The organism is Vibrio sp. HENC-03 (genome assembly GCF_000305755.2).
GTDB lineage: Bacteria > Pseudomonadota > Gammaproteobacteria > Enterobacterales > Vibrionaceae > Vibrio > Vibrio owensii.
Genome location: NZ_JH976064.1, coordinates 890,503 through 910,904, shown reverse-complemented (window position 1 = coordinate 910,904; position 20,402 = coordinate 890,503). Strand labels below are relative to the sequence as shown.

Annotated in this window: 17 protein-coding genes; 9 read left to right on the top strand and 8 right to left on the bottom strand. The window is 46.8% G+C overall.

Annotated elements, in window-relative coordinates:
• Positions 1–8 precede the first annotated feature (8 nt).
• The 4 genes from VCHENC03_RS19285 to atzF all read left to right on the top strand — a co-directional run bounded on the left by VCHENC03_RS19285 (position 9) and on the right by atzF (position 6,923).
• The gene (locus VCHENC03_RS19285; RefSeq protein ID WP_032802181.1) at positions 9–767 is read left to right on the top strand and encodes an urea amidolyase associated protein UAAP1; all 759 of its coding nucleotides are present in this window, start codon (positions 9–11) and stop codon (positions 765–767) included.
• Positions 768–778: 11 nt separating this feature from the next.
• A complete protein-coding gene (locus VCHENC03_RS19290) occupies positions 779–1,417 on the top strand; it encodes an urea amidolyase associated protein UAAP2 (protein ID WP_009705079.1) in 639 nt (212 codons plus the stop codon).
• A 93-nt stretch (positions 1,418–1,510) separates the two neighbouring features.
• A complete protein-coding gene (gene uca, locus VCHENC03_RS19295; RefSeq protein ID WP_009705078.1) occupies positions 1,511–5,101 on the top strand; it encodes an urea carboxylase in 3,591 nt (1,196 codons plus the stop codon).
• A 19-nt stretch (positions 5,102–5,120) separates the two neighbouring features.
• Complete coding sequence (atzF, locus tag VCHENC03_RS19300; protein ID WP_009705077.1) at positions 5,121–6,923, top strand: allophanate hydrolase; 1,803 nt, start codon at positions 5,121–5,123, stop codon at positions 6,921–6,923.
• 92 nt (positions 6,924–7,015) lie between these two features.
• Here the strand turns inward: atzF and VCHENC03_RS19305 are convergent, their stop codons facing one another.
• Positions 7,016–7,924 (bottom strand): LysR family transcriptional regulator, encoded by a 909-nt coding sequence (locus VCHENC03_RS19305; protein ID WP_009705076.1) that lies wholly within the window; start codon positions 7,922–7,924, stop codon positions 7,016–7,018.
• A gap of 148 nt (positions 7,925–8,072) precedes the next feature.
• On the opposite strand from VCHENC03_RS19305, the gene yjjG reads away from it, so the two are divergent.
• The gene (yjjG, locus tag VCHENC03_RS19310; protein WP_009705075.1) at positions 8,073–8,747 is read left to right on the top strand and encodes a pyrimidine 5'-nucleotidase; all 675 of its coding nucleotides are present in this window, start codon (positions 8,073–8,075) and stop codon (positions 8,745–8,747) included.
• A gap of 85 nt (positions 8,748–8,832) precedes the next feature.
• Here the strand turns inward: yjjG and VCHENC03_RS19315 are convergent, their stop codons facing one another.
• A complete protein-coding gene (locus VCHENC03_RS19315) occupies positions 8,833–9,324 on the bottom strand; it encodes a hypothetical protein (protein ID WP_009705074.1) in 492 nt (163 codons plus the stop codon).
• 259 nt (positions 9,325–9,583) lie between these two features.
• Here VCHENC03_RS19315 and VCHENC03_RS19320 point away from each other — a divergent pair, with 259 nt between their 5' ends.
• On the top strand, positions 9,584–10,123 hold the full coding sequence (locus VCHENC03_RS19320; protein WP_009705073.1) for an NUDIX domain-containing protein: 540 nt from the start codon (positions 9,584–9,586) through the stop codon (positions 10,121–10,123).
• A gap of 121 nt (positions 10,124–10,244) precedes the next feature.
• Here the strand turns inward: VCHENC03_RS19320 and VCHENC03_RS19325 are convergent, their stop codons facing one another.
• Both VCHENC03_RS19325 and VCHENC03_RS19330 read right to left on the bottom strand, forming a co-directional pair.
• Positions 10,245–10,667, bottom strand: a complete 423-nt coding sequence (locus VCHENC03_RS19325) for a DUF6559 family protein (RefSeq protein WP_009705072.1) — start codon at positions 10,665–10,667, stop codon at positions 10,245–10,247.
• Between the two features lie 35 nt (positions 10,668–10,702).
• Positions 10,703–11,023, bottom strand: a complete 321-nt coding sequence (locus VCHENC03_RS19330) for a DUF4377 domain-containing protein (RefSeq protein ID WP_009705071.1) — start codon at positions 11,021–11,023, stop codon at positions 10,703–10,705.
• Between the two features lie 260 nt (positions 11,024–11,283).
• On the opposite strand from VCHENC03_RS19330, the gene VCHENC03_RS19335 reads away from it, so the two are divergent.
• Positions 11,284–11,787 (top strand): hypothetical protein, encoded by a 504-nt coding sequence (locus tag VCHENC03_RS19335; protein WP_009705070.1) that lies wholly within the window; start codon positions 11,284–11,286, stop codon positions 11,785–11,787.
• Here the strand turns inward: VCHENC03_RS19335 and VCHENC03_RS19340 are convergent.
• The 4 genes from VCHENC03_RS19340 to rpiB form a co-directional block, all read right to left on the bottom strand.
• Positions 11,784–12,635: a DUF3626 domain-containing protein gene (locus tag VCHENC03_RS19340; RefSeq protein ID WP_032802264.1), complete on the bottom strand. Its 852-nt coding sequence runs from the start codon at positions 12,633–12,635 to the stop codon at positions 11,784–11,786. The genes VCHENC03_RS19335 and VCHENC03_RS19340 overlap by 4 nt on opposite strands.
• Before the next feature lie 63 nt (positions 12,636–12,698).
• Entirely contained in the window at positions 12,699–15,968 is a 3,270-nt protein-coding gene (locus tag VCHENC03_RS19345; RefSeq protein WP_232310315.1) for a mechanosensitive ion channel domain-containing protein, read from the bottom strand.
• A gap of 148 nt (positions 15,969–16,116) precedes the next feature.
• Positions 16,117–16,785, bottom strand: a complete 669-nt coding sequence (rpe, locus tag VCHENC03_RS19350; protein WP_009705067.1) for a ribulose-phosphate 3-epimerase — start codon at positions 16,783–16,785, stop codon at positions 16,117–16,119.
• A 1-nt stretch (position 16,786) separates the two neighbouring features.
• Positions 16,787–17,227: a ribose 5-phosphate isomerase B gene (gene rpiB, locus VCHENC03_RS19355; RefSeq protein WP_009705066.1), complete on the bottom strand. Its 441-nt coding sequence runs from the start codon at positions 17,225–17,227 to the stop codon at positions 16,787–16,789.
• Positions 17,228–17,483: 256 nt separating this feature from the next.
• Here rpiB and VCHENC03_RS19360 point away from each other — a divergent pair, with 256 nt between their 5' ends.
• Both VCHENC03_RS19360 and VCHENC03_RS19365 read left to right on the top strand, forming a co-directional pair.
• The gene (locus tag VCHENC03_RS19360) at positions 17,484–18,878 is read left to right on the top strand and encodes a sucrose-specific PTS transporter subunit IIBC (RefSeq protein WP_005442341.1); all 1,395 of its coding nucleotides are present in this window, start codon (positions 17,484–17,486) and stop codon (positions 18,876–18,878) included.
• Between the two features lie 66 nt (positions 18,879–18,944).
• On the top strand, positions 18,945–20,345 hold the full coding sequence (locus VCHENC03_RS19365; RefSeq protein ID WP_009705065.1) for a glycoside hydrolase family 32 protein: 1,401 nt from the start codon (positions 18,945–18,947) through the stop codon (positions 20,343–20,345).
• The last annotated feature ends 57 nt before the right edge of the window (positions 20,346–20,402 follow it).

The window sequence follows — 20,402 nt, the reverse complement described above, 5'->3', positions numbered from 1 at the left end:
AACTGAATATGTTAATAGGACAGGACGTGTCTTTTTCCGACACACTACCCGGTGCTGCACACTGGTCTATGATGGTGCCGAAAGGGCGCACGGTAAGGTTTAAAGACTTAGAAGGCGGAGCAAACTTGAGTGTGTTGTTCTACAACCCTGCAAACCCTCTAGAGCGCTACAATGCGCCAGATACATTGAAGTGCCAACACACCTTTAAACTGTCGACGGGTAACTGTTTGTACTCGGATATGGGGCGAATTTTCTGTTCTATCGTTCGTGATGATACCGGATGGATCGATACCGTTTGTGGTGTCGCGAACAAGCAGAAAGTGGCGCAAAAATGGGGGGAAAGAGACTACCAAACTGAGCGAAATCAATGGAAGCAAAATGGCTACGATGCCTTGCTAGTTGAAGTGGCAAAATACGGCTTAGGAAAGCGAGATTTGGCCGCAAACCTCAATCTGTTTAGCAAAGTGGCGACGGATGAAGAAGGCAATCTGGCTTATCACTTAGGCCACAGTAAAGCCGATGACTGTATCGAACTTCGCTTTGAGATGGATACCTTGGTTGTGATGACCACGTGTCCACATCCTCTCAATCCATCAGAGACCTATCCATATAAACCAGTAGAAGTATCCGTGTTTGAGTCGGAGGCGATGTTAGAAAGTGATGCATGCCTAAATCATCGAGAAGAAAATGCGCGCGGTTTTGAAAACAACCGACGCTATACCAATGCTACTCAGCAAGCGTCCTCTCAATCTCATCATCGTTATTAAAGGAGTAAAACATGATCGTCGAAAGCCAATTAATACCAAGTGAAGCGCTCTATCGAGATGTCGTTCCTGCGGGTGACTACTACATGAAGGTGGTCAAGAAAGGCCACACCGTTCGTATTCTAGATATTGAAGGCAACCAAGCGGCGGATGTGCTGTTTTACAATGCGAATGACCCATCAGAACGTTACAGTGCAATTGATACGATACGAGAGCAAGGCAATGTTTACCTCACCGCAGGCACTAAAATTCTCTCAGATCTTGGTAACGTGATGCTTGAAATCGTCGCAGACACATGTGGTCGACACGATACTCTTGGCGGTGCGTGTGCGACGGAGAGCAATACGGTCCGCTATTCGATTGACAAAAAATGCATGCATGCCTGTCGTGACAGCTGGTTACTTGCGGTTTCAGAGAATGAGCATTTTGGCATGAGTAAGCGCGACCTTACTCATAACATCAACTTTTTTATGAATGTGCCTGTTACCGCGGAAGGTGGGTTGACCTTTGCCGATGGGATCAGTGGCGCTGGTAAATACGTTGAGCTCAAAGCTCACATGGATACCATCGTACTCATGTCAAACTGCCCGCAATTAAACAACCCATGCAACGCTTACAATCCAACACCTGTTGAGGTTCTTGTTTGGCAGTAAATCCCAGTAAATGAGCTGAGAAAACGAGCTAGGGACGACCCTATTTGATGCTCTTTATTCTTCCGGGACGACCCGGATTTTAGGGACAAAATTATGTTTAGTAAGGTGTTAATTGCTAACCGTGGTGCCATTGCCTGCCGTGTTATTCGTACATTAAAACAACTCAATATCGGAAGTGTCGCCGTTTACAGTGAGGCCGATGCGCAAAGCCTACATGTTGTCGATGCAGACCAAGCTTTCTCACTTGGAAAGGGTGGAGCATCGGAAACCTATCTCGATCAAGAAAAGATTATCTCTATCGCCAAACAGGCGGGTGCGGAAGCCATTCATCCCGGCTACGGCTTTCTTAGTGAAAATCCAGAATTTGTAGAACGTTGTGAACAAGAAGGGTTGGTCTTTTTAGGACCGACTGCGGAACAAATGCGAGCGTTTGGCTTGAAGCATTCAGCTCGCCGTATTGCAACACAAGCGAAGGTTCCGTTGCTTCCCGGGACGGAGCTTCTCAGCGACAAACAGCAAGCACTTATCGCGGCAGAAAAGATTGGTTATCCAGTGATGCTGAAAAGTACCGCTGGTGGTGGTGGCATAGGCATGCAATGTTGCTTTTCTAGTGATGAACTGACGGAAGCTTTCGATAGCGTAAAGCGGCTTAGCGCAAACAACTTCAGTAATGACGGTGTGTTTGTCGAAAAGTTTATTCAGCAAGCTCGTCACATCGAGGTACAGATTTTTGGTGATGGACGCGGACATGTGGTTGCACTCGGAGAGCGAGATTGCTCAGCTCAGCGCCGAAACCAAAAAGTCATTGAAGAAACGCCTGCTCCGAACTTGAGCGAAAGTACCCGAACAGAGCTCCAGAACACGGCAATTCGTCTTGCTAGCAAGGTGAACTATCGAAACGCGGGTACGGTCGAGTTTGTGTTGGACCAACAAACCCAAGCGTTCTACTTTCTGGAAGTGAACACACGGCTGCAAGTTGAGCATGGTGTGACGGAAGAGGTGTTTGGTGTTGATCTGGTCGAATGGATGATTCGACAAGGTGCACAGGCATTCGATCTGGAAAAAGCAGGCACAAACCTAGAATCAAAAGGCCATGCCATCCAAGTTCGACTCTATGCGGAAGACGCCAATAAAAATTTCCAACCTTGTGCTGGGTTATTGAGCCATGTGGACTGGGCGAAGCAAGATAACTTACGCATCGAACATTGGATTGAGGCCGGGGTGGAAGTCTCTCCGTTCTTTGACCCTATGCTTGCTAAAGTCATCGTTCATGCGAAAGACCGAGAGACCGCGTTATCAGAGCTTAAACGCGGCCTTGATAGCAGCACTGTCTATGGCATTGAGCACAACCAAGCTTATCTGAGCCAACTACTCGGTAGTGAGTTAGTCAAAAAAGGCGAAGTGCTGACTCAATCTTTAAACAGTTTTGAATTCCAACCTCATACTTTTGATGTGCTCAGTGGCGGGACGCAAACCACGATTCAAGATTACCCTGCACGCACCGGTTATTGGGATATTGGTGTGCCACCGTCGGGCCCCATGGATTCATTAAGTTTCCGTTTAGCGAACTGCCTTGTTGGAAACCTTGAGTCAGCGGCAGGGTTAGAGATCATTGTGTCTGGCCCAACGCTAAGATTCAATCAAGCCACGTTTATCGTGCTGTTTGGGGCAACGATAGAAGCTTCACTGGATGGTCAGCAAATCGAAATGAAAACCCGTATAAAAGTGGAAGCGGGACAAGTGTTAAAACTGGGCAAGGTACTTGATGGAGCTAGAACTTATCTGGCAGTTCATGGAGGAATAGATTGCCCAGAATACCTTGGCAGTCGTTCAACATTTACCCTTGGGAAGTTTGGTGGTCACGCTGGGCGAGCACTTGTGGCTGGTGATGTTTTGCACCTCAATAGAGAAGTGTCAAAGGCAGAGCCAAAGCTAGACGCGATAACACAAACCGAATTGGATGGTGAGTGGCAAATTAGGGTGATTTACGGCCCACATGGAGCACCGGACTATTTCACCCAACAGGATATCGACAGCTTCTTTGACGCAGAATGGAAAGTGCACTTTAACTCCAGTCGTACTGGCGTTCGCCTAATCGGACCGAAGCCAAATTGGGCGCGCTCTGATGGTGGTGAAGCAGGGCTACATCCATCCAATATCCACGATAATGCGTACGCGGTTGGCACGATTGATTTTACTGGGGATATGCCAGTCATTCTGGGGCCTGATGGCCCAAGCTTAGGTGGCTTCGTTTGTCCTGCGACCATCATAAAAGCAGACCTATGGAAAATGGGACAACTCAAGGCGGGTGACAAAATTCGCTTTATTCCGGTGTCGGTGCAAGACGCAGAAAATGCCGAGCGCGTGCAACTGGCTCAGATTGAAACGGGCGTGATCAGCGAACTAGCACTGCCAAAAGCCGAACCTATCTCACCGGTCATCAAAACCATTCCAGCTGACCACTATGGTGAAGAGGTTATTTATCGTCCAAGTGGCGAAGATTACTTACTGGTTGAATATGGCCCTCAAGTATTGGATATCCGTCTTCGCTTTCGTGTTCATGCCCTCATGCTCAAGTTGCAGCAGAAGCAAATTTTGGGTGTTGAAGAGCTCACTCCGGGGATTCGTTCCTTGCAGATTCACTACGATAACCTTGTGTTACCGAGAGAGCAGTTACTAGCAGAGTTAGAAGCGATTGAAGCGGGGTTAGATAACATTGACCAGTTATCGGTGCCCGCCCGAATCGTGCATTTACCGCTTTCTTGGGACGACGAAGCAACACGACTTGCGATTCGAAAATACGATGAGGTGGTTCGTAAAGATGCGCCTTGGTGCCCTGATAATATTGAGTTTATCCGCCGTATCAATGGCCTCGATTCTGTCGAGGACGTAAAGAAAATCGTCTTTGATGCCAGCTACTTAGTCATGGGACTTGGGGACGTTTATCTTGGAGCACCAGTGGCAACGCCGATGGATCCTCGACATCGCTTAGTCACAACAAAATACAATCCAGCTCGTACTTGGACACCGGAAAATGCGGTGGGGATTGGTGGTGCATATATGTGTGTCTATGGCATGGAAGGGCCGGGAGGGTATCAATTTGTTGGGCGTACCCTGCAAATGTGGAACCGCTACCGCCTAACAGAAGCCTTCACTAAACCTTGGCTGTTGCGATTTTTTGATCAGATTAAGTTCTATGAAGTCAGTGCAGAAGAGCTCCTCGATATTCGTGAGAAACACCCACAAGGTCATTATCCAGTGAAAATTGAACAGACTGAATTTTCACTCTCGGATTATCAAGCTTTTCTCGATGAACATGCTGATGAGATCAATGTGAGCAAAACGCGTCAGCAGAAGGCTTTTGAAGAAGAGCGTCAACGCTGGGAAGAGTCAGGACAAGCGAACTTTGTAGCGACAGAAATCGAGCAATCATCTGTGAAAACGGAACTCGAAGAAGGGCAAGAGGCGATAGAAAGCCATGTCGCAGGCAATATTTGGCAAGTGCTTGTTGAGCCGGGACAGACGGTCAAAGAAAACGAGGTCGTGATGATACTTGAAGCCATGAAGATGGAACTAGAGGTGACAGCAAGTGTGTCTGGTGTTGTCGATTCCATTTGTCATGATGCCGGCGCTCAAGTTCATGCTGGTGAGCCACTCCTTGTTGTAAACACGTGTGCCGCATAACGGTTCTAAGGATAGAAATATGAATGATTCAACCGTATCAAACTTCTCTCAATCAGCCCCTTTAACGATTAGTGATTTGCTAGAAGCTTATCGCTCTGAAGAACTCGACGTTAAAGCGTTTCTGACTGAAAAACTTCAGCAAGTGCGAGAGGATGAGTTTAACTCTTGGATTTCAGTGATTTCAGATGAACAACTGGATGTTTTTATTAATTACCTAACGGAAAAAGGCAGCCACGACTTACCTCTGTTTGGTGTTCCTTTCGCCATTAAAGACAACATTGATCTAGCCGGATTAGAAACGACAGCGGGTTGTGAAGCATACCGCTATCAACCTTCTGAATCTGCATTCGTTGTTGAACTACTGATAAAAGCGGGTGCTGTACCACTTGGAAAAGCCAATATGGACCAGTTCGCGACAGGCCTAGTTGGTACTCGCAGCCCTTGGGGGGCAGTGAAGAACAGCTTCGACCCAAGTTATATTTCGGGCGGCTCAAGCTCGGGCAGTGCGGTCTCTGTGGCGACTAACCAAGTCTACTTTTCGTTAGGTACTGACACAGCTGGCTCCGGGCGCGTTCCGGCTGCGTTTAATAACCTATACGGTCTAAAGCCGAGTAAGGGTTTGTTGAGTTGCAGTGGCGTTGTTCCTGCCTGTCGAACCTTGGACTGCGTAACTTTCTTTGCAAAGAGTGCAGAGGATCTCAGTGCACTGTATCAAGTCGCTGCCAAATACGATGAGAAGGATTGTTTCTCACGATGTTCTATTGGGCCAAGCTTTGACGACCCGAAAACATTTGCAGGTGTTCGGGTTGGTGTTCCAAATGAAGCGCAATTGAAGTTCTTCGGTAATGATGAGTATCGTAAGCTTTATGCTCAGGCTGTAGCTCGCTTGGAAGCATTGGGCGCCGAGGTGATTCCGTTTGATCTTGAGCCATTTATCCAAGCTGCAGATTTACTTTATCACGGTCCTTGGGTTGCGGAGCGCTATGCTGCGATACAAGAGTTCTTTGAGAGTAATGAAGAAAACTGTTTGGATGTGATTCAAAAGATTGTCGGTGGAGCCAAAGCGCTCTCGGCGGCAGATACCTTTAAAGCCATCTACCAACTTCAAGAATACAAAGTGCAGTGTGATCAGTTAATGGATGACATTGATGTTGTTCTTACCCCAACGGCAGGCACCATCTACAAGATTGAGGAGGTCAATGACGACCCTATTGCACTCAATACCAACCTCGGTTACTACACTAACTTCATGAACTTGTTGGATTACAGCGCGATTGCGATACCTGCCGGATTTACCGATGAAGGGCTACCATTTGGCGTGACTTTGTTTGCTCAGGCATATCAAGATGAAACCTTAATCAACTTGGCTGGTGAGTGGCAAACAATGATGAATTTGCCTCTTGGTGCGACTCAAATTCAGCTTGTTAATCTTGATAGCGTAGATCTGCTGGTATGCGGGGCGCACATGAAAGACTTAACGTTAAATCATCAGTTGATTGAGCTAGGGGCGAATTTCAAGCTGCGAACAACAACGTCTGAAAACTACGCGCTTTATTGTCTTGCTGGTGGACCACCATTAAGACCGGGCTTGGTAAGAATGCCAGAGCAAGGCAAGAGGATAGAAGTCGAAATTTGGCGAATACCAAAACGTCATATTGGAGCATTGCTTGAACAAATTCCACACCCTCTAGGATTAGGTAATGTCGAGTTAGATTCCGGCCAATGGGTGAAGGGCTTTATATGTGAACCCATCGCTGTCGATGGTTCAACGGACATTACACATACTGGCGGGTGGAGAAGGTTTATCGCTGAAACGCTCTAGCTGAATACAATACTAAAAATTCTGTAATTAGCAGATTTTCTCCCTCACCTCATTACTATGCTTGTGCTGAGGGAGGTCACAGTATCAAACGATCAATAGCGATCCCAGTACGGTGTATCAGTGCCAAGCTTTTCGCTGATGAAGTCTATGAATACACGCACTTTCAATGGCATGTGTTTGCGCTCAGGAAACACCGCATAGATGGCATGCTCTGGGAGAGAGAAGTCTTCCATTAGCGGTTTTAAGTTGCCTGCTGCAAAGTCTTTGGCTGCGATAAAAGTTGGTAATTGTGCGATGCCAGACCCTCTTAATAGCAACTGGCGAATCGCTTCACTGTTGTTGACCACAAAGTTGCCCTTAGGCAGTACCTTATATTCGTTACCGCTGTTGATGAACATCCATTCGACCCCGCCTCGGAAATACGAATAACGCAAACAGTTGTGTGTCACCAAATCGCTTGGTTTGGTTGGTACGCCAAACTCTTCTAGGTATTCGGGAGAGGCACACAGCACGCTTTTACACGGAGCAAGGCGCTTAGCGACAAGGTTAGAAGTCGCAAGTTCGCCAATGCGAATTCCCAAGTCAAAGCCTTGTTCGACCAAATCCACCATGGCGTCTTCTAGCTGTAAATCGACCTCAATTTTCGGGTAACGTGCAAGAAATTCGCTGATAAGTGGTGCAACGTGCAATACGCCGAAAGACATGGGAGCTGTGATTTTGAGCCGACCTTGCGGTGAGCCTTGTAGCTCAGAAACGGCATCGACACCTTGTTGAGCAAGGTTCACTGCTTGTGAAGCGTACTCGAAGTATCGGCGTCCAGCCTCGGTTAGGCTGAGCTTTCTCGTAGTGCGATTAAGCAAGCGAATGCCAAGGTCATCTTCGAGTTGGTTAATGCGTTTGCTTATCGCCGATTTGGTGAGGTTTAACTGCTTGGCGGCAAGGGAAAAGCTGCCGCATTCGACGACAGCGACAAATACTGGCAGTGACGCAATGGCATTCACGGCGTGCTCCTAGGTTATTGGGGTATCTATTATTAGTTATATTGTTGAGAAAAACGATACAATCATTTTCCAATTATAGAGATTATCTTCAAGAAGAAAACAATTAGACTATGCGGCAGAAAACGACCTGGATATTGGAAAGAAGAAAATGAAATACGATTGGATCTTGTTTGACGCTGACGAAACCTTGTTTCACTTTGATGCCTTCAAAGGTTTGCAGCTGATGTTTTCTCGCAAAGGCGTAGACTTCACCGAGCAAGATTTTGCCCACTACCAAACGGTCAACAAGCCACTTTGGGTAGATTACCAAGATGGCAAAGTGACGGCAAATGAGCTCAAGCACAAACGCTTTACTGAGTGGGCAGAAAAGCTCAACACCACAACGGCGGATCTCAACAGCGCCTTCTTAGAAGCGATGGCTGACATCTGTACTTTGTTGCCGGGTGCGAAAGAGTTGATGGAAGCGCTGCAAGGTAAAGCCAAAATGGGCATCATCACCAATGGTTTTACTGAACTGCAAGCGATTCGCCTAGAGCGCACTGGTATGAGCGATTACTTCGAGCACGTGGTGATTTCTGAGCAAGTTGGTATTGCTAAGCCGGATCTGGGTATTTTTGAATACGCGATGACGCAAATGGGCAACCCATGTAAGACGCGCGTGTTGATGGTGGGCGACAATCTGCACTCTGATATCTTGGGTGGTAACAACTTTGGTATTGAAACGTGTTGGTTGAACACCACAGGCGCAAGTGTAGATGAGCGTATTGCTCCAAGCTACACGGTGGAATCGTTGAACGAGCTTAAGAGCATCCTTGTGGCCTAAGTGAACAAACAAACGAAAAAAGCGCTGGTTTCTCAGCGCTTTTTTGTTTCTATCGATGCTGTTTTGCATTCATCGAGCTTGCTTATTAGCTAGCTTTGTTTTCTGCCAACTCACGTTGTGCTTGTTGTTCTTTCTCGCCAAGTTTGAAGTAAATCTTACCGACGATGACTTCTGAAATCAGGATAGTAAACACCACCGCAAAGAAGGCGACGACACCGTTCCAAGGACCACTAAAGTCAACCTTGTCACCGAACAGAATGTTAATGGCTTCTAGCATCACGAACTTCGAACCGACCAAGATAACGTAAGTCGAGATACCACGGTAAATCTTAGGTGCCGTACCCGGCTTCGATTTAAAGTACTCTGCAATTTTGTGTTCCGCTTTAATAGACAACTTCAAGAGCAACTGAAGCAGTAATGCCGCGGCGAAAGAAATCGTAAATGAATCAATGGTTACGAAATCCCAATATTCGTCATAGAAGTTCAGTACCGTAAGGTCTACCAATACCGCCAAGGTATAACCAACAAACAGACGTTGTGGAGTGTTGAAACCGTAGACTTTATCCGATGCGCTCATAAGAACCCTCAATCAATAATGAACAAGTTTGCAAAGCCATGCCTTGCGTCGATGGGTTAACTATATGAGTTCCTTGAATTGAAAACTTGCCATTTCGCGCCATCCTAATCATTGCGATGAATGATTGTTTTGATTGGATATATTGAATACCAATAAGCGCCTTGAATTTGAAAACCGTCTACAAACTGACACGCAAACAGCGCTAGAATGGCTTCTAATCCAATAACTAATTTCGAAGAATCAAGCAGTAAGGACTCTCATGGCAGACATCAAGCAGCTCGACAGCAAAGTGGTGTATCAAAACAAATGGATGACGGTACGTGAAGATAAGATCCAACGTCCTAGTGGAGCAGAGGGCATCTACGGTGTGGTCGACAAGCCAGACTGTGCAGCGATTCTGGCTATCGATAACGGCGTGATTCACTTAGTACAGCAGTTTCGTTACACCGTAGGTCAACGTTGCTGGGAAATCCCTCAAGGGGCGTGGGAATCAAATCCAGATGCGGATCATCTTGAGCTAGCAAAAGGTGAGCTTCGAGAAGAGACGGGCATGCACGCCAATAAGATGGAGTACGTTGGTGCGCAGTTCATCGCTTATGGATTCTTAAACCAGACTTGCCATGTCTATTTCGCGAGTGAGTTGTCTGAAGTAGGCAATCAGCTAGACAGTGAAGAAGAAGACTTGATCACACGCTCGTTCTCAGTTGAAGCGTTCGAGCGCATGATGATCGATGGTGAAATCAAAGACTGCGTGACTATCGCTGCTTATGGATTAGCGAAATTGAAAGGCTTGGTGTAAGCAAAACGAAGCTTCTAAGTTACTCAAGGTGATAAGCTAAAAGGCTCGTGATGAGCCTTTTTGTGGTTAATATTGAGATGACTTAGCGTCGCTTTTTATTGCCACAGATGCTGGCGTGATGCTATTCACCACCACCATCCCCACCGCCGTCTCCTCCAAAGTCTCCGCCATCAGCATCGAAATCATCCGAATCGGTAGCGGGCTGTTGTTTGTGACTGTCTTGAATCTCCGCGTAAGTCAGTAAAGCACTGACGCTTACAAGATCTGTCGCTTGGTCAAACAAAGCAAGTGAGACTTCGGATTGGAAGTCAGCATGTTCACCTAGCTCTTGGCTCAGGCCCATCGGCACGTAAGCAGCTTGGCTAATCAACATGCCGTATGCGATCAGGGCAAAGGTATCATCTGTCTTACCATTTTCTTTCAGCGCCCAGTCGATCTCTTCCTTCGAATAATCTGCTTTCTCACCATATTTGAGTGCTAATTTTGGCGTGATGTCCTTTGCGACCTCGCGAATTTGACGGTTTCGTTTCCAACTTCCAAACATAAAACTTCCTTTTCTATGGGTGGTGAATGTTATGGTTATCGCTTCTCTAACACTTCAATCAGCTCATATCGATACAAGCTCGCATCAGCTGGTGCATTCTCTGGAGTAAATCGTTGAGTGCGTTTGATTTTTAAGGTGTACTCGGAACCTGATTCAAATTCAAAACCGTCGATTTGATCATAGAAGTAGTTACCATCGACCACCATGCATTTCATTGGCCCGACACCCACACAGTCCACCAGTTCTGGACCTACATTAACGGTCATGATTTTTGCGGTGTCATCGGATTCGTGTTGAGCACAGCCAAATAGCGCTGCTGCCATCATAGGCAACACAACATAGCGTTTTAGATTCATTCTTTGCTCCTTAAAGGGTTACCAAATCATCATAGCAAGATTGACGAAAAGTGATGGTAAACCCACGATAAAAAAGATAAACCCACCCTAACAATTTTTGCTTGTGTCTGTCTCTAAACGCTGTTTGTAGAACCCGACACTGTGCATTCTCGTTGTAGAGACGATTACTCATCGGGAAAAGGGATTGAGAGGATGAGCTTGAACTTTGCGATGGTGGCTTTATAGTATTCCATTCACAAACCTTTTGGCGGAGCAGTAACGTGAAATTATTGGCAGATAAAACGGGTGAGCAGTTCTTGCAGATTTTAGATGAGCAAGGTGACGCGCTAACGGTGCAATTCATCTCCAATGAAGGTGAGCCAAAAGGACAACCATTCAAAGATTCTCTCAAGGGCTTGAAGCTAGCGGGATGGTCTCATCGAACAACGTCGACTGCGATTGGCATCTCTCGATTCAAAAAGGGTTATCTAGAGGATGCACATGTGAGCTTTGCGCTGCATCGTTTGTATCCTTTGGGACGCAAAGTCAAACTGCCAAGCGGCGAGATTGTACAAATAGCCAGCTACGCCAATACCCACGCAGATGGCTATTACATGTTTGTTCGCCGTGATGATGAGCAAGAGTTGGTGCGCATGAAGATGTCACCAGATTGGCTGTTAATGCCATCAGAGAAGTTACTTGCTCTACCGTATTACCCGCGCCCTCGTACTCAACAAGAGCTTAACGTGATCGACGATTTCGACAAATGGGCTGGTGGCTTTTAATCCCCAGTCTGTCGATAATCAAACCCAAATCGCGCTAAGTAGTGCCAGACTTTTTTCAAATCTTGCTCGTCAAACGCTTTTGCTTTTACCGCTTCACCAATAATGCGTGGTGTTAGCGTGCCATTTTCTGCAACCTGATTGGCGATGTTTAATATGGCTTGTCCTCGATAGTATGGATAAAGATTGATGTCTTCTATTGAGACACAAAAACCACTGTGCCAACGAATTTCAACTGGCAATTCACGAGCGTAATCTTCTATCTCTGTGCCTTTAAATGAAGGGTCGAGCACCAAGGCTTGAATATCTTCCTCTAAGCGCAAATCGCCGTGGATTTGAGTTTCGATATAGGCGTCCAACCTGTCTGGCGCTTGTGCGTTTAACTCATCCAACAAGGGTTGAACGCGTTCAATGGTGGCAAAGTGCTCTGGCTCGAAGAAGCTATCTGGATAACAGAATGTCGCTCGCTTGCTGATCTCTGGTTTCAATAAGAAGTAGCTCGAACCAAATCTTGGTGAAGCGCCAACTTCTGAACCTGAGAAGTTTAACGCGCCATACTTTGGGCGTTGATTTGGTTGGCTATTGTCGTACACCCCATCAAACACACGCTGCTCCCAACGCCAACGCTCTCCACCTTCGTAAGCCGTCAGTCCGCCATTGCTTGTACCGGTTTCAAATTGGGATTTGATCTTTCCATCTTGGGCTATTGCCTTAAGCAAAGGCTCGCCTCTTGAGGTAGTTCGATCTGGATGAAAGTTGATGGTCACTGCGAAAGGATGTGATTGCGGCGCTCCTGCGGATTTCGAGCGAATCACATCAAGAGCGCGTTGAGTAAATGGATGATCGAGCACGACATTGACCTCTGGTTTTTCTTTCAACTTACCGAGTTTATCCGTGCGGTGCAATTGGCAGATTTAGCTTTTCTCACCATCCTGCGGCCAGTCGCGAACGTGCACATCCATTTGTGGGAAGGCGATTTCGATGTCGTTCTCTTTGAACAGTTTATCGATGTTTTTGTTGATGATGTGAATGGTCGATAAGCGGTGATCGATGGAGTTAATGTGCACACGTAACTCAAAGTCCAAACTGCTTGCCCCGAACGCTAAGAAAAAGACTGATGGAGACGGATCGTTCAACACTAATGGGTGCTCTTCAGCCACTTGATACAACAACTCTTCGACTTTCTCGACATCAGAGCCGTACGCCACGCCAATTGGAATCACAATACGAGTGATTGAATCGGTGAGCGACCAGTTGATGAGTTTTTCGGTAATAAAGGTTTTGTTCGGCACCACAATCTCTTTGTTGTCCCAATCGATGATGGTGGTAGCGCGAGTTTGAATTTTACTCACTGTGCCTGATAGGTCATTGATGGTGACGATATCGCCAATACGAATTGGGCGCTCAAACAACAAGATCAAACCAGAGATAAAGTTCGCAAAGATCTCTTGCAGACCGAAGCCCAAGCCAACACCAAATGCCGCCACGAGCCATTGCAAACGCGACCACTGAAAACCAAGAATGGCGAAAGCAGACAGCACACCCGTCATCAAAATCAGATAGCGAAGCAAAGTGGTCACCGCGTAGCCCGTTCCGGGAGATAACTCTAAACGGCGCAGAATCAGCAGCTCCAGAATACCCGGTAAGTTGCGTACGCCAACAAAGGTAACAAGCAAGGTGATTAGCGCATAAATCAGAGACTGTAGCGTCACGTCAACCAAGGTCGAACTGCCGCTGACCACTTCACTGACTTGCCACACCACCACTTTATCGAGCCAACTGGTCATCTCTAACGCACTCGACCATAAAGTCAGAACCGCAATAACCAAGCCAATCAAGGATAAACCGCGCAACAGTGTCATGGATTGTTCGCTGATCTGCTCGCTACCCAAGCCTTGCTCTTCCACTTCTGGGAAGTTTTCTCTGAGTTCGGCGATTTCCGGTGGTTCGTCTGCTTGTTCTTGTTGTTGAGCAATTAATTCTTCACGGCGCGCTAGTAGGCGTTGGTAATTAAGTTGACGATGTTCGAGTTTGAGCCAGCGCTCGCCAAGCTGATACGTAAACAAGACGCCAAGCACGACAAACAGGGTGAGTTGCTGGTAAATGAGCAACAGCCATGCAGCAATGTACAAACCCATCAACGCCATAATGATGATGGCAATGAAGGAGCCGAGGATCATCACCTTAAGCAGCAACAATCCAAGTCCGCGATTGAGTGGAACAGGTAGTGTCGATGGGATGCGATCAGACTTAAGTAAAGCGCCATACACCATCGTCATGCCGACCATTAGCATCAGGAAGAACAGGCGAGATATTTCTGCTTCTTGGTCGCCGGCAACCAACTCTGCAAAGAAGATCAGCAAGAGGAAGAGGGCAAACGGAAAACGCAGGCGGTTACTCTGCTTATGAACATAATCACAAATGCGTTCTGGCCAATTTAGGTGCAGCTCCAACAAGCCTTTTTTCGAGCTCATGGCATAAATCAATTCAATCACAAACAAGGCAGAAGCGCTGGCAACGATCAGCATTTTGGATTCGGTTGCGTTGGGAGCAGGCCACAACCAGAACAGTGCTGCTGCGGTGATGGCATACCAAAGTGGCAGAATCACTGCTCGACACATCGCCATAAACAGCAGTGAAATACTGTTTTGGAAGCGGTCCTTGAGCGGGTGGCCAAACACCTTTTTGTATTCATGACGAAGTCGAGTCGTACGACGAACCAAACGACGCCCCAGATAAAACAATGCCAAGGTGTAGAAAACAAACGCACCACCCACCATTTTGAGTTGGTCAGGATTGACCTCATCTTGCAGGGTTTTCAATGGGGTTTTGGTGCCAAACCAAATCTCTTTATCGAAGTCAGTCAGGTGCTGCCAGAAAGGCACATTACTGCGTGTCCAAAGTTGTTGTTCACGTAAGAAGGCTCGCGCATTTTCGACTTCGATGGCGTACTGGTTGATGGTCAGTTGCAGTTTTCCTAAGGCGATAATGAGTTTTTCATAATCTTGTGAGAGCTGTTCAACTAACTCGTGTGATAAGGTTTCTAAACGCTCTGGAGCTTTGGCATTGGATTGCGTTGCACGAACCGCATCTTCAAGCGCAAAATCATCCAGCAACTGACTGATTTCGTATTTGCGGATGTGAGCATTGGCGATCTCATCGGGAATGGTCTTGTTTTGAATTTGGTTTGGCAAACGCTGCAGCTGAGCGCGAATCGAGGCGCCAAATGCTGTGCTGTCTCGCAGCCATGAGAGGTTTTCTTTGATTAGGCGCTGTTCTTCCGACAAGCTCCGGCGCTCTGATTCAAACTTTTGCCCAGCAATGCGTGCTTGGTCGATTTCTACCAACACTTGTTCTAGCTCTAGCGTGTACTGACGAAGCTGCTCGATGAGTCGCTGTTTCTCCACGTCAGATTCATCGGCTTTCGCGCTTAGCTCTCGCGCTTCGGCAATCAAACCTCTTACCGATTCTTGTTCCACTCGGGTGAGCTTGTCTTGCAGTTCAATCAGCATGGGAGAGGCTAACTGAAGCTTCTTCGCCAACAATTGCTGTTCTAATCGCACAAGCTCTGTGCGCTCATCCAAACTTTGTAGCTCGGCGGTCATCACCTCTTTTTGTAACTTAAGGTAGGTGAGATTCGCGGTCTCTAACCATTGTTCTATCTCTGCGCCGTTTTCACTTTTGACCAATGAAGCTTGCTCGATTTGTTGATTCAATTGAGCCAAAGAAACGGGGAGGGAGGTTCTTGCTGCGTTGAGTTGTTTGGTCTTTTCAGCATTTGCTTGTGAAGTGGTGCGCCATTCACTCATCGCAGCCTGAAGTGACGCTATGGATTGAGATAGGTCGCTGTAACTATTGAGCTGCTTGGCCTTGAACATGTCGAGTTTTTCGGCTTCTTCGATTTGTTTGAGAAGACGTTCTCGCTGCAAGGGGAACTGGCTAATGATTTTTCGATAATCGTCACGCGATGCTTTTTGCGCGTCGAACCCTGTAATTTGATTGAGTAGAGTTTCGTACTGACCAATCAGCGTGTCGTTTTTTGGTGACTCCGTGTTCAAGCGTGCGATTTCGCTTTTCAGAAAGTCGGTTTCGGGTAGGGTCTGCGCGACGGTGACAAAGGAAATCAGCAATAACAACACAGCGGTTAAGCAACGCAAGCTGCGGGCAAACATCGGCTTTCTCATTCCCTTCACACCAACCTCGACTCTGAATTTATTGAGTAGAAATAAGTGTATACGCTAGATGGAATGTACGCCTGTTTTGACAAAAAATCCCCGAGCGCACCAGAAGCAAAGCACTCGGGGATAAACTAAGAAAAGATAGTTGGGGGTATTAAGCGACCGCTTTTTCGCCAAGGGCACGTAGGTCTTGCATGGTGTCTGCGTAGCTCTTTGGTTTACCAAACAGCCCCGCAGTACCAAGAATAAAGTACTCCACTTTGTCGCTCAGACGTTCAATTACTTCTGGGCTGATCGCGCCGTCGATGGCGATCTTAGTGTTGGTGCCTTTCGCTTCGATCATTTCGATAATACGCTCGATGCGGTTGTAAGCATTTGGAATAAAGGCTTGTCCTGCAAAACCAGGGTTTACCGACATAACCAAAATCACGTCCGTCACATCCAGTACGTCTTCAATTGCGCTCAATGGCGTACCTGGGTTGATTGCTAAGCCAGACTTAATGCCTTTCGCTTGGATGTTACCGAGTGAACGATGCAGATGTGGTGGCGCTTCTGCGTGGATGTACATCAGCTTAGGGCCTAGTGCTGCAAACAAGTCGATGAACTGGTCTGGATCCGACAACATTAGGTGCACATCGTATTCGATGTCCGTTAGGTTACGAATCGCTTTGATGTCTTCTGGGCCAAGCGCGAAGTTTGGTACAAAGTGACCGTCCATGACATCAATATGCAGCATATCGACGTTTGCTTTTTCTAGCTCTTTCAGCTCGCTTGCCAACTTGGAGAAGTCGACACACATCATTGAAGGACAAAACTTAGCCATCTTATCGCTCCTCAATTTCTGCAATTTGGTTTACACGGTTCTGATGACGACCACCTTCGAACTCTGCTTCTAACCAGCTGTCGATGATCATTTTTGCTAGCTCAATGCCGATAACGCGAGAGCCGAACGCAAGGATGTTGGTGTTGTTGTGCTGTTTAGATAGCTGCGCCGTGTATGGGTCGCTACAAACGACGGCGCGAATACCCGGAACTTTGTTTGCTGCTAGCGAAATGCCAACGCCTGTACCGCAAATCAAAAGACCTTGGTCTGCATCGCCACTTGTTACCGCTTTCGCGACGGCTAAACCGTATTGAGGGTAGTCAGTACGCTCTGCTGAATGCGTGCCGAAATCAATCACTTCAATACCTTTACTTTCTAAGTGTTTGATAACCAATTCTTTATGTTCAATCCCTACATGATCACAACCGATAGCAATTTTCATATTCGTAACTCTCAAGCGTTCAGATTTGCTTTAAAGTTTACAAATAAAATCACAACTGTAAACAATGAATTTAATCGAAATTCATTAAATGTTATTTAAGTTATTGTATTTGAAGTAAATAAAAGTTCACAATAAAATTCACGGAAATAAAAAATTCACAAAAAGTTTATTTTTGTGATCTCGGTAGAGGCAGAGTCTATGACTTATTGATAGCTTAATAGGCAGTTAATCCATTAATCACGAAACAGGTTTGAATATGTCTTACACGATGATTGCAGAAGAGTTGGTGGGCTCGTTAGGCGGAGAAGAAAACATTGTCTCTGTCGCTCACTGTGCCACTCGATTACGCGTAATGGTTGCCGATGAAAACAAAATTGATAAGAAACGCATCGAAGGCACCGACAAGGTAAAAGGCGCATTTTTTAACAGCGGCCAATACCAAATTATTTTCGGCACCGGAACGGTGAACCGAGTCTTTGAAGCGTTTGAGAACTTAAAGCTGAAGACCGCTTCGAAAGATGAACAACGTAAAGCGGTTGAAAAACAAGGGACGGCTTTCCAACGTGCGATCCGTACGTTTGGTGATGTTTTCGTGCCAATCATTCCAGCGCTTGTTGCGACAGGCTTGTTTATGGGTTTGCGTGGCTTGTTCATGCAGCCAGAGATCTTAGGCTTGTTTGGTCTAACGCCAGAAACCATTCCGCAAAACTTCATTCTTTATACTCAAATTCTGACGGATACTGCTTTCATTTTCTTACCAGCACTGATCGCGTGGTCGGCGGCGCGCGTGTTTGGTGGCTCTCCTTTAATTGGTTTGATTTTGGGTATGATGCTGGTGTCGCCAGCGCTGCCAAATGCATGGTCTGTGGCGTCTGGTGAGCTTGATCCAATCATGTTCTTTGGCTTTATTCCTGTGCTTGGTTACCAAGGTTCGGTTATCCCTGCCTTTATTGCCGGTATGTTGGGAGCCAAACTAGAGCGCCGTATTCGTAACTTCGTACCAGAAGCTTTGGACTTAGTCGTCACGCCATTCCTAACGCTATTGGTGATGATTACGGCTTCCCTATTTGTGATTGGTCCTATCTTCCACTGGTTAGAGCTTATTATTCTGCAAGGCGCCCAGTTCATGCTGGATCTGCCACTGGGTCTGAGCGGTATCTTGATTGGTGGTCTACAACAAATCGTTGTGATGACGGGTGTTCATCACATCTTCAACCTGCTTGAGATTCAATTGCTGACCAACACTGGTGCAAACGAATTCAACGCAATCATTACCGCTGCAATCGCTGCACAAGGTGCTGCTTGTCTTGCGGTAGGTGTGAAAACTAAAGACAAGAAACTCAAAGCTCTGGCAATGCCATCAACACTATCTGCATTCTTGGGTATCACTGAGCCAGCGCTATACGGTGTGAACCTTCGCTTCTTCAAACCATTCATCATGGGCTTGATTGGCGGTGCAGTTGGCGGCTTCTTCGCAACGGTATTTGGTTTGAAAGCAACAGGCATGGCTATCACGGTAATTCCAGGAGCGCTGCTCTACTTGAATGGTCAAATGCTGGGTTACCTAGCGGTGAACTTAATTGCTATCGGTACGGCATTTACTCTGACTTACCTATTTGGTTACTCAGACAAGATGCTGCAAGACAAGTAATCCCTTGTGTTTTCATCCCCCTGACTTCAGGGGGATTCCTGTTTCTAGATTTTAATAAGGCTTACCATGACAGCAGAACAAACCTACATTAACGACGTGTTGGCGATTGCCTTAAATCAGATGGCAAATCCGCAAGAAGACCCTTTCCGTCCGACTTGGCACTTTGCACCGCAATTTGGCTTATTGAACGACCCAAACGGCTTGGCGCACTTTGCGGGCGAATATCACCTGTTTTATCAATGGAATCCAAAAGCGTGTGCGCATGGTGCGAAAGCATGGGGACACGCCACCAGTAAAGATCTTATTCACTGGCAGCATCAACCTTTGGCGTTAGCACCAACAGAAAACTACGAAACGCACGGTTGTTATTCTGGCTCAGGCTTGGTGGTGGATGGTGCGCTGGAACTGTTTTACACCGGCAACGTGAAGTTTGAACAAGGTGGCCGAACCGCTTACCAATGCAGAGCTACGTTAGAGGCGGGCAAACAGGCTGAGAAGCAAGGCATTGTGCTCGACTTACCACAAGGCTACAGCGGCCATGTGCGCGATCCAAAAGTGTGGCTGCACGATGGTGAGTACTACATGGTGCTGGGTGCAGAAGATCTCGATTACAAAGGCAAAGTGCTGCTGTACCGTTCATCAGACAGAAAACAATGGCAGTTTGTTGGTGAAGTATTTGGTGATGGCTGCAATCAACATCAAAGTGATGACTTTATGTTGGAATGCCCAGATCTTTTCCCGATTGGTGACCAATATGCGCTGATCACTTGCCCGAAAAACTGGTTAGAAGTGGACGGTCGTAAAGTGGAAACCTTTGATGTGACTTATCATCTCGGTCAGCTTGATTACCCAACGGCGGGCTTTGAACATGGCGAAGGCGTATTGATGGATCATGGTTTCGACTTTTACGCGCCACAGACGTTTGAAGATGAACAAGGTCGTCGCATTCTCTTTGGATGGATGGGAAAACCAGATGAGTTCGAATCTTACCAACCAACCATAGAGTTTGGTTGGATTCATCAAATGACTTGCCCGCGAGAGCTGATTCTTCAAGATGGCCGCTTACTGCAAAAATCAAGTGCAGAACTCGAATCTTTGCGTTCTCAACCACAAAGCTTTACCAACCAATCGCTGCGTTTTTATGGATTGTCTTCTGAACTGCTGATTGAAGATGTTCCGGCACAACTGACCATCGACGTTGCCGCCGATTTGAAGTTGCAAGTGACGCCACAAGGGCTAGCAACTATTCGCCGAAATCTGAAAACGGGTGAGTGGGAATCAAAGCAGTGGGAAGGTGAGGTTCGTCACCTACAAATTCTACGCGACCATTCATGTGTGGAAGTATTTATTAACCAAGGTGAGGCGGTGTCGACATCACGCTTCTTCGGCCAAAACGCGCAAGGTGTGGGCTTTGTGATTGAGAGCGAAAGCGCAGTCACGGCAACGCATTGGCAATTAAAGGCATAACCGTAGCTGCAAGTGCAGTTACCATGACGAGAGAGCGGTAGCTATGTATAATGATCC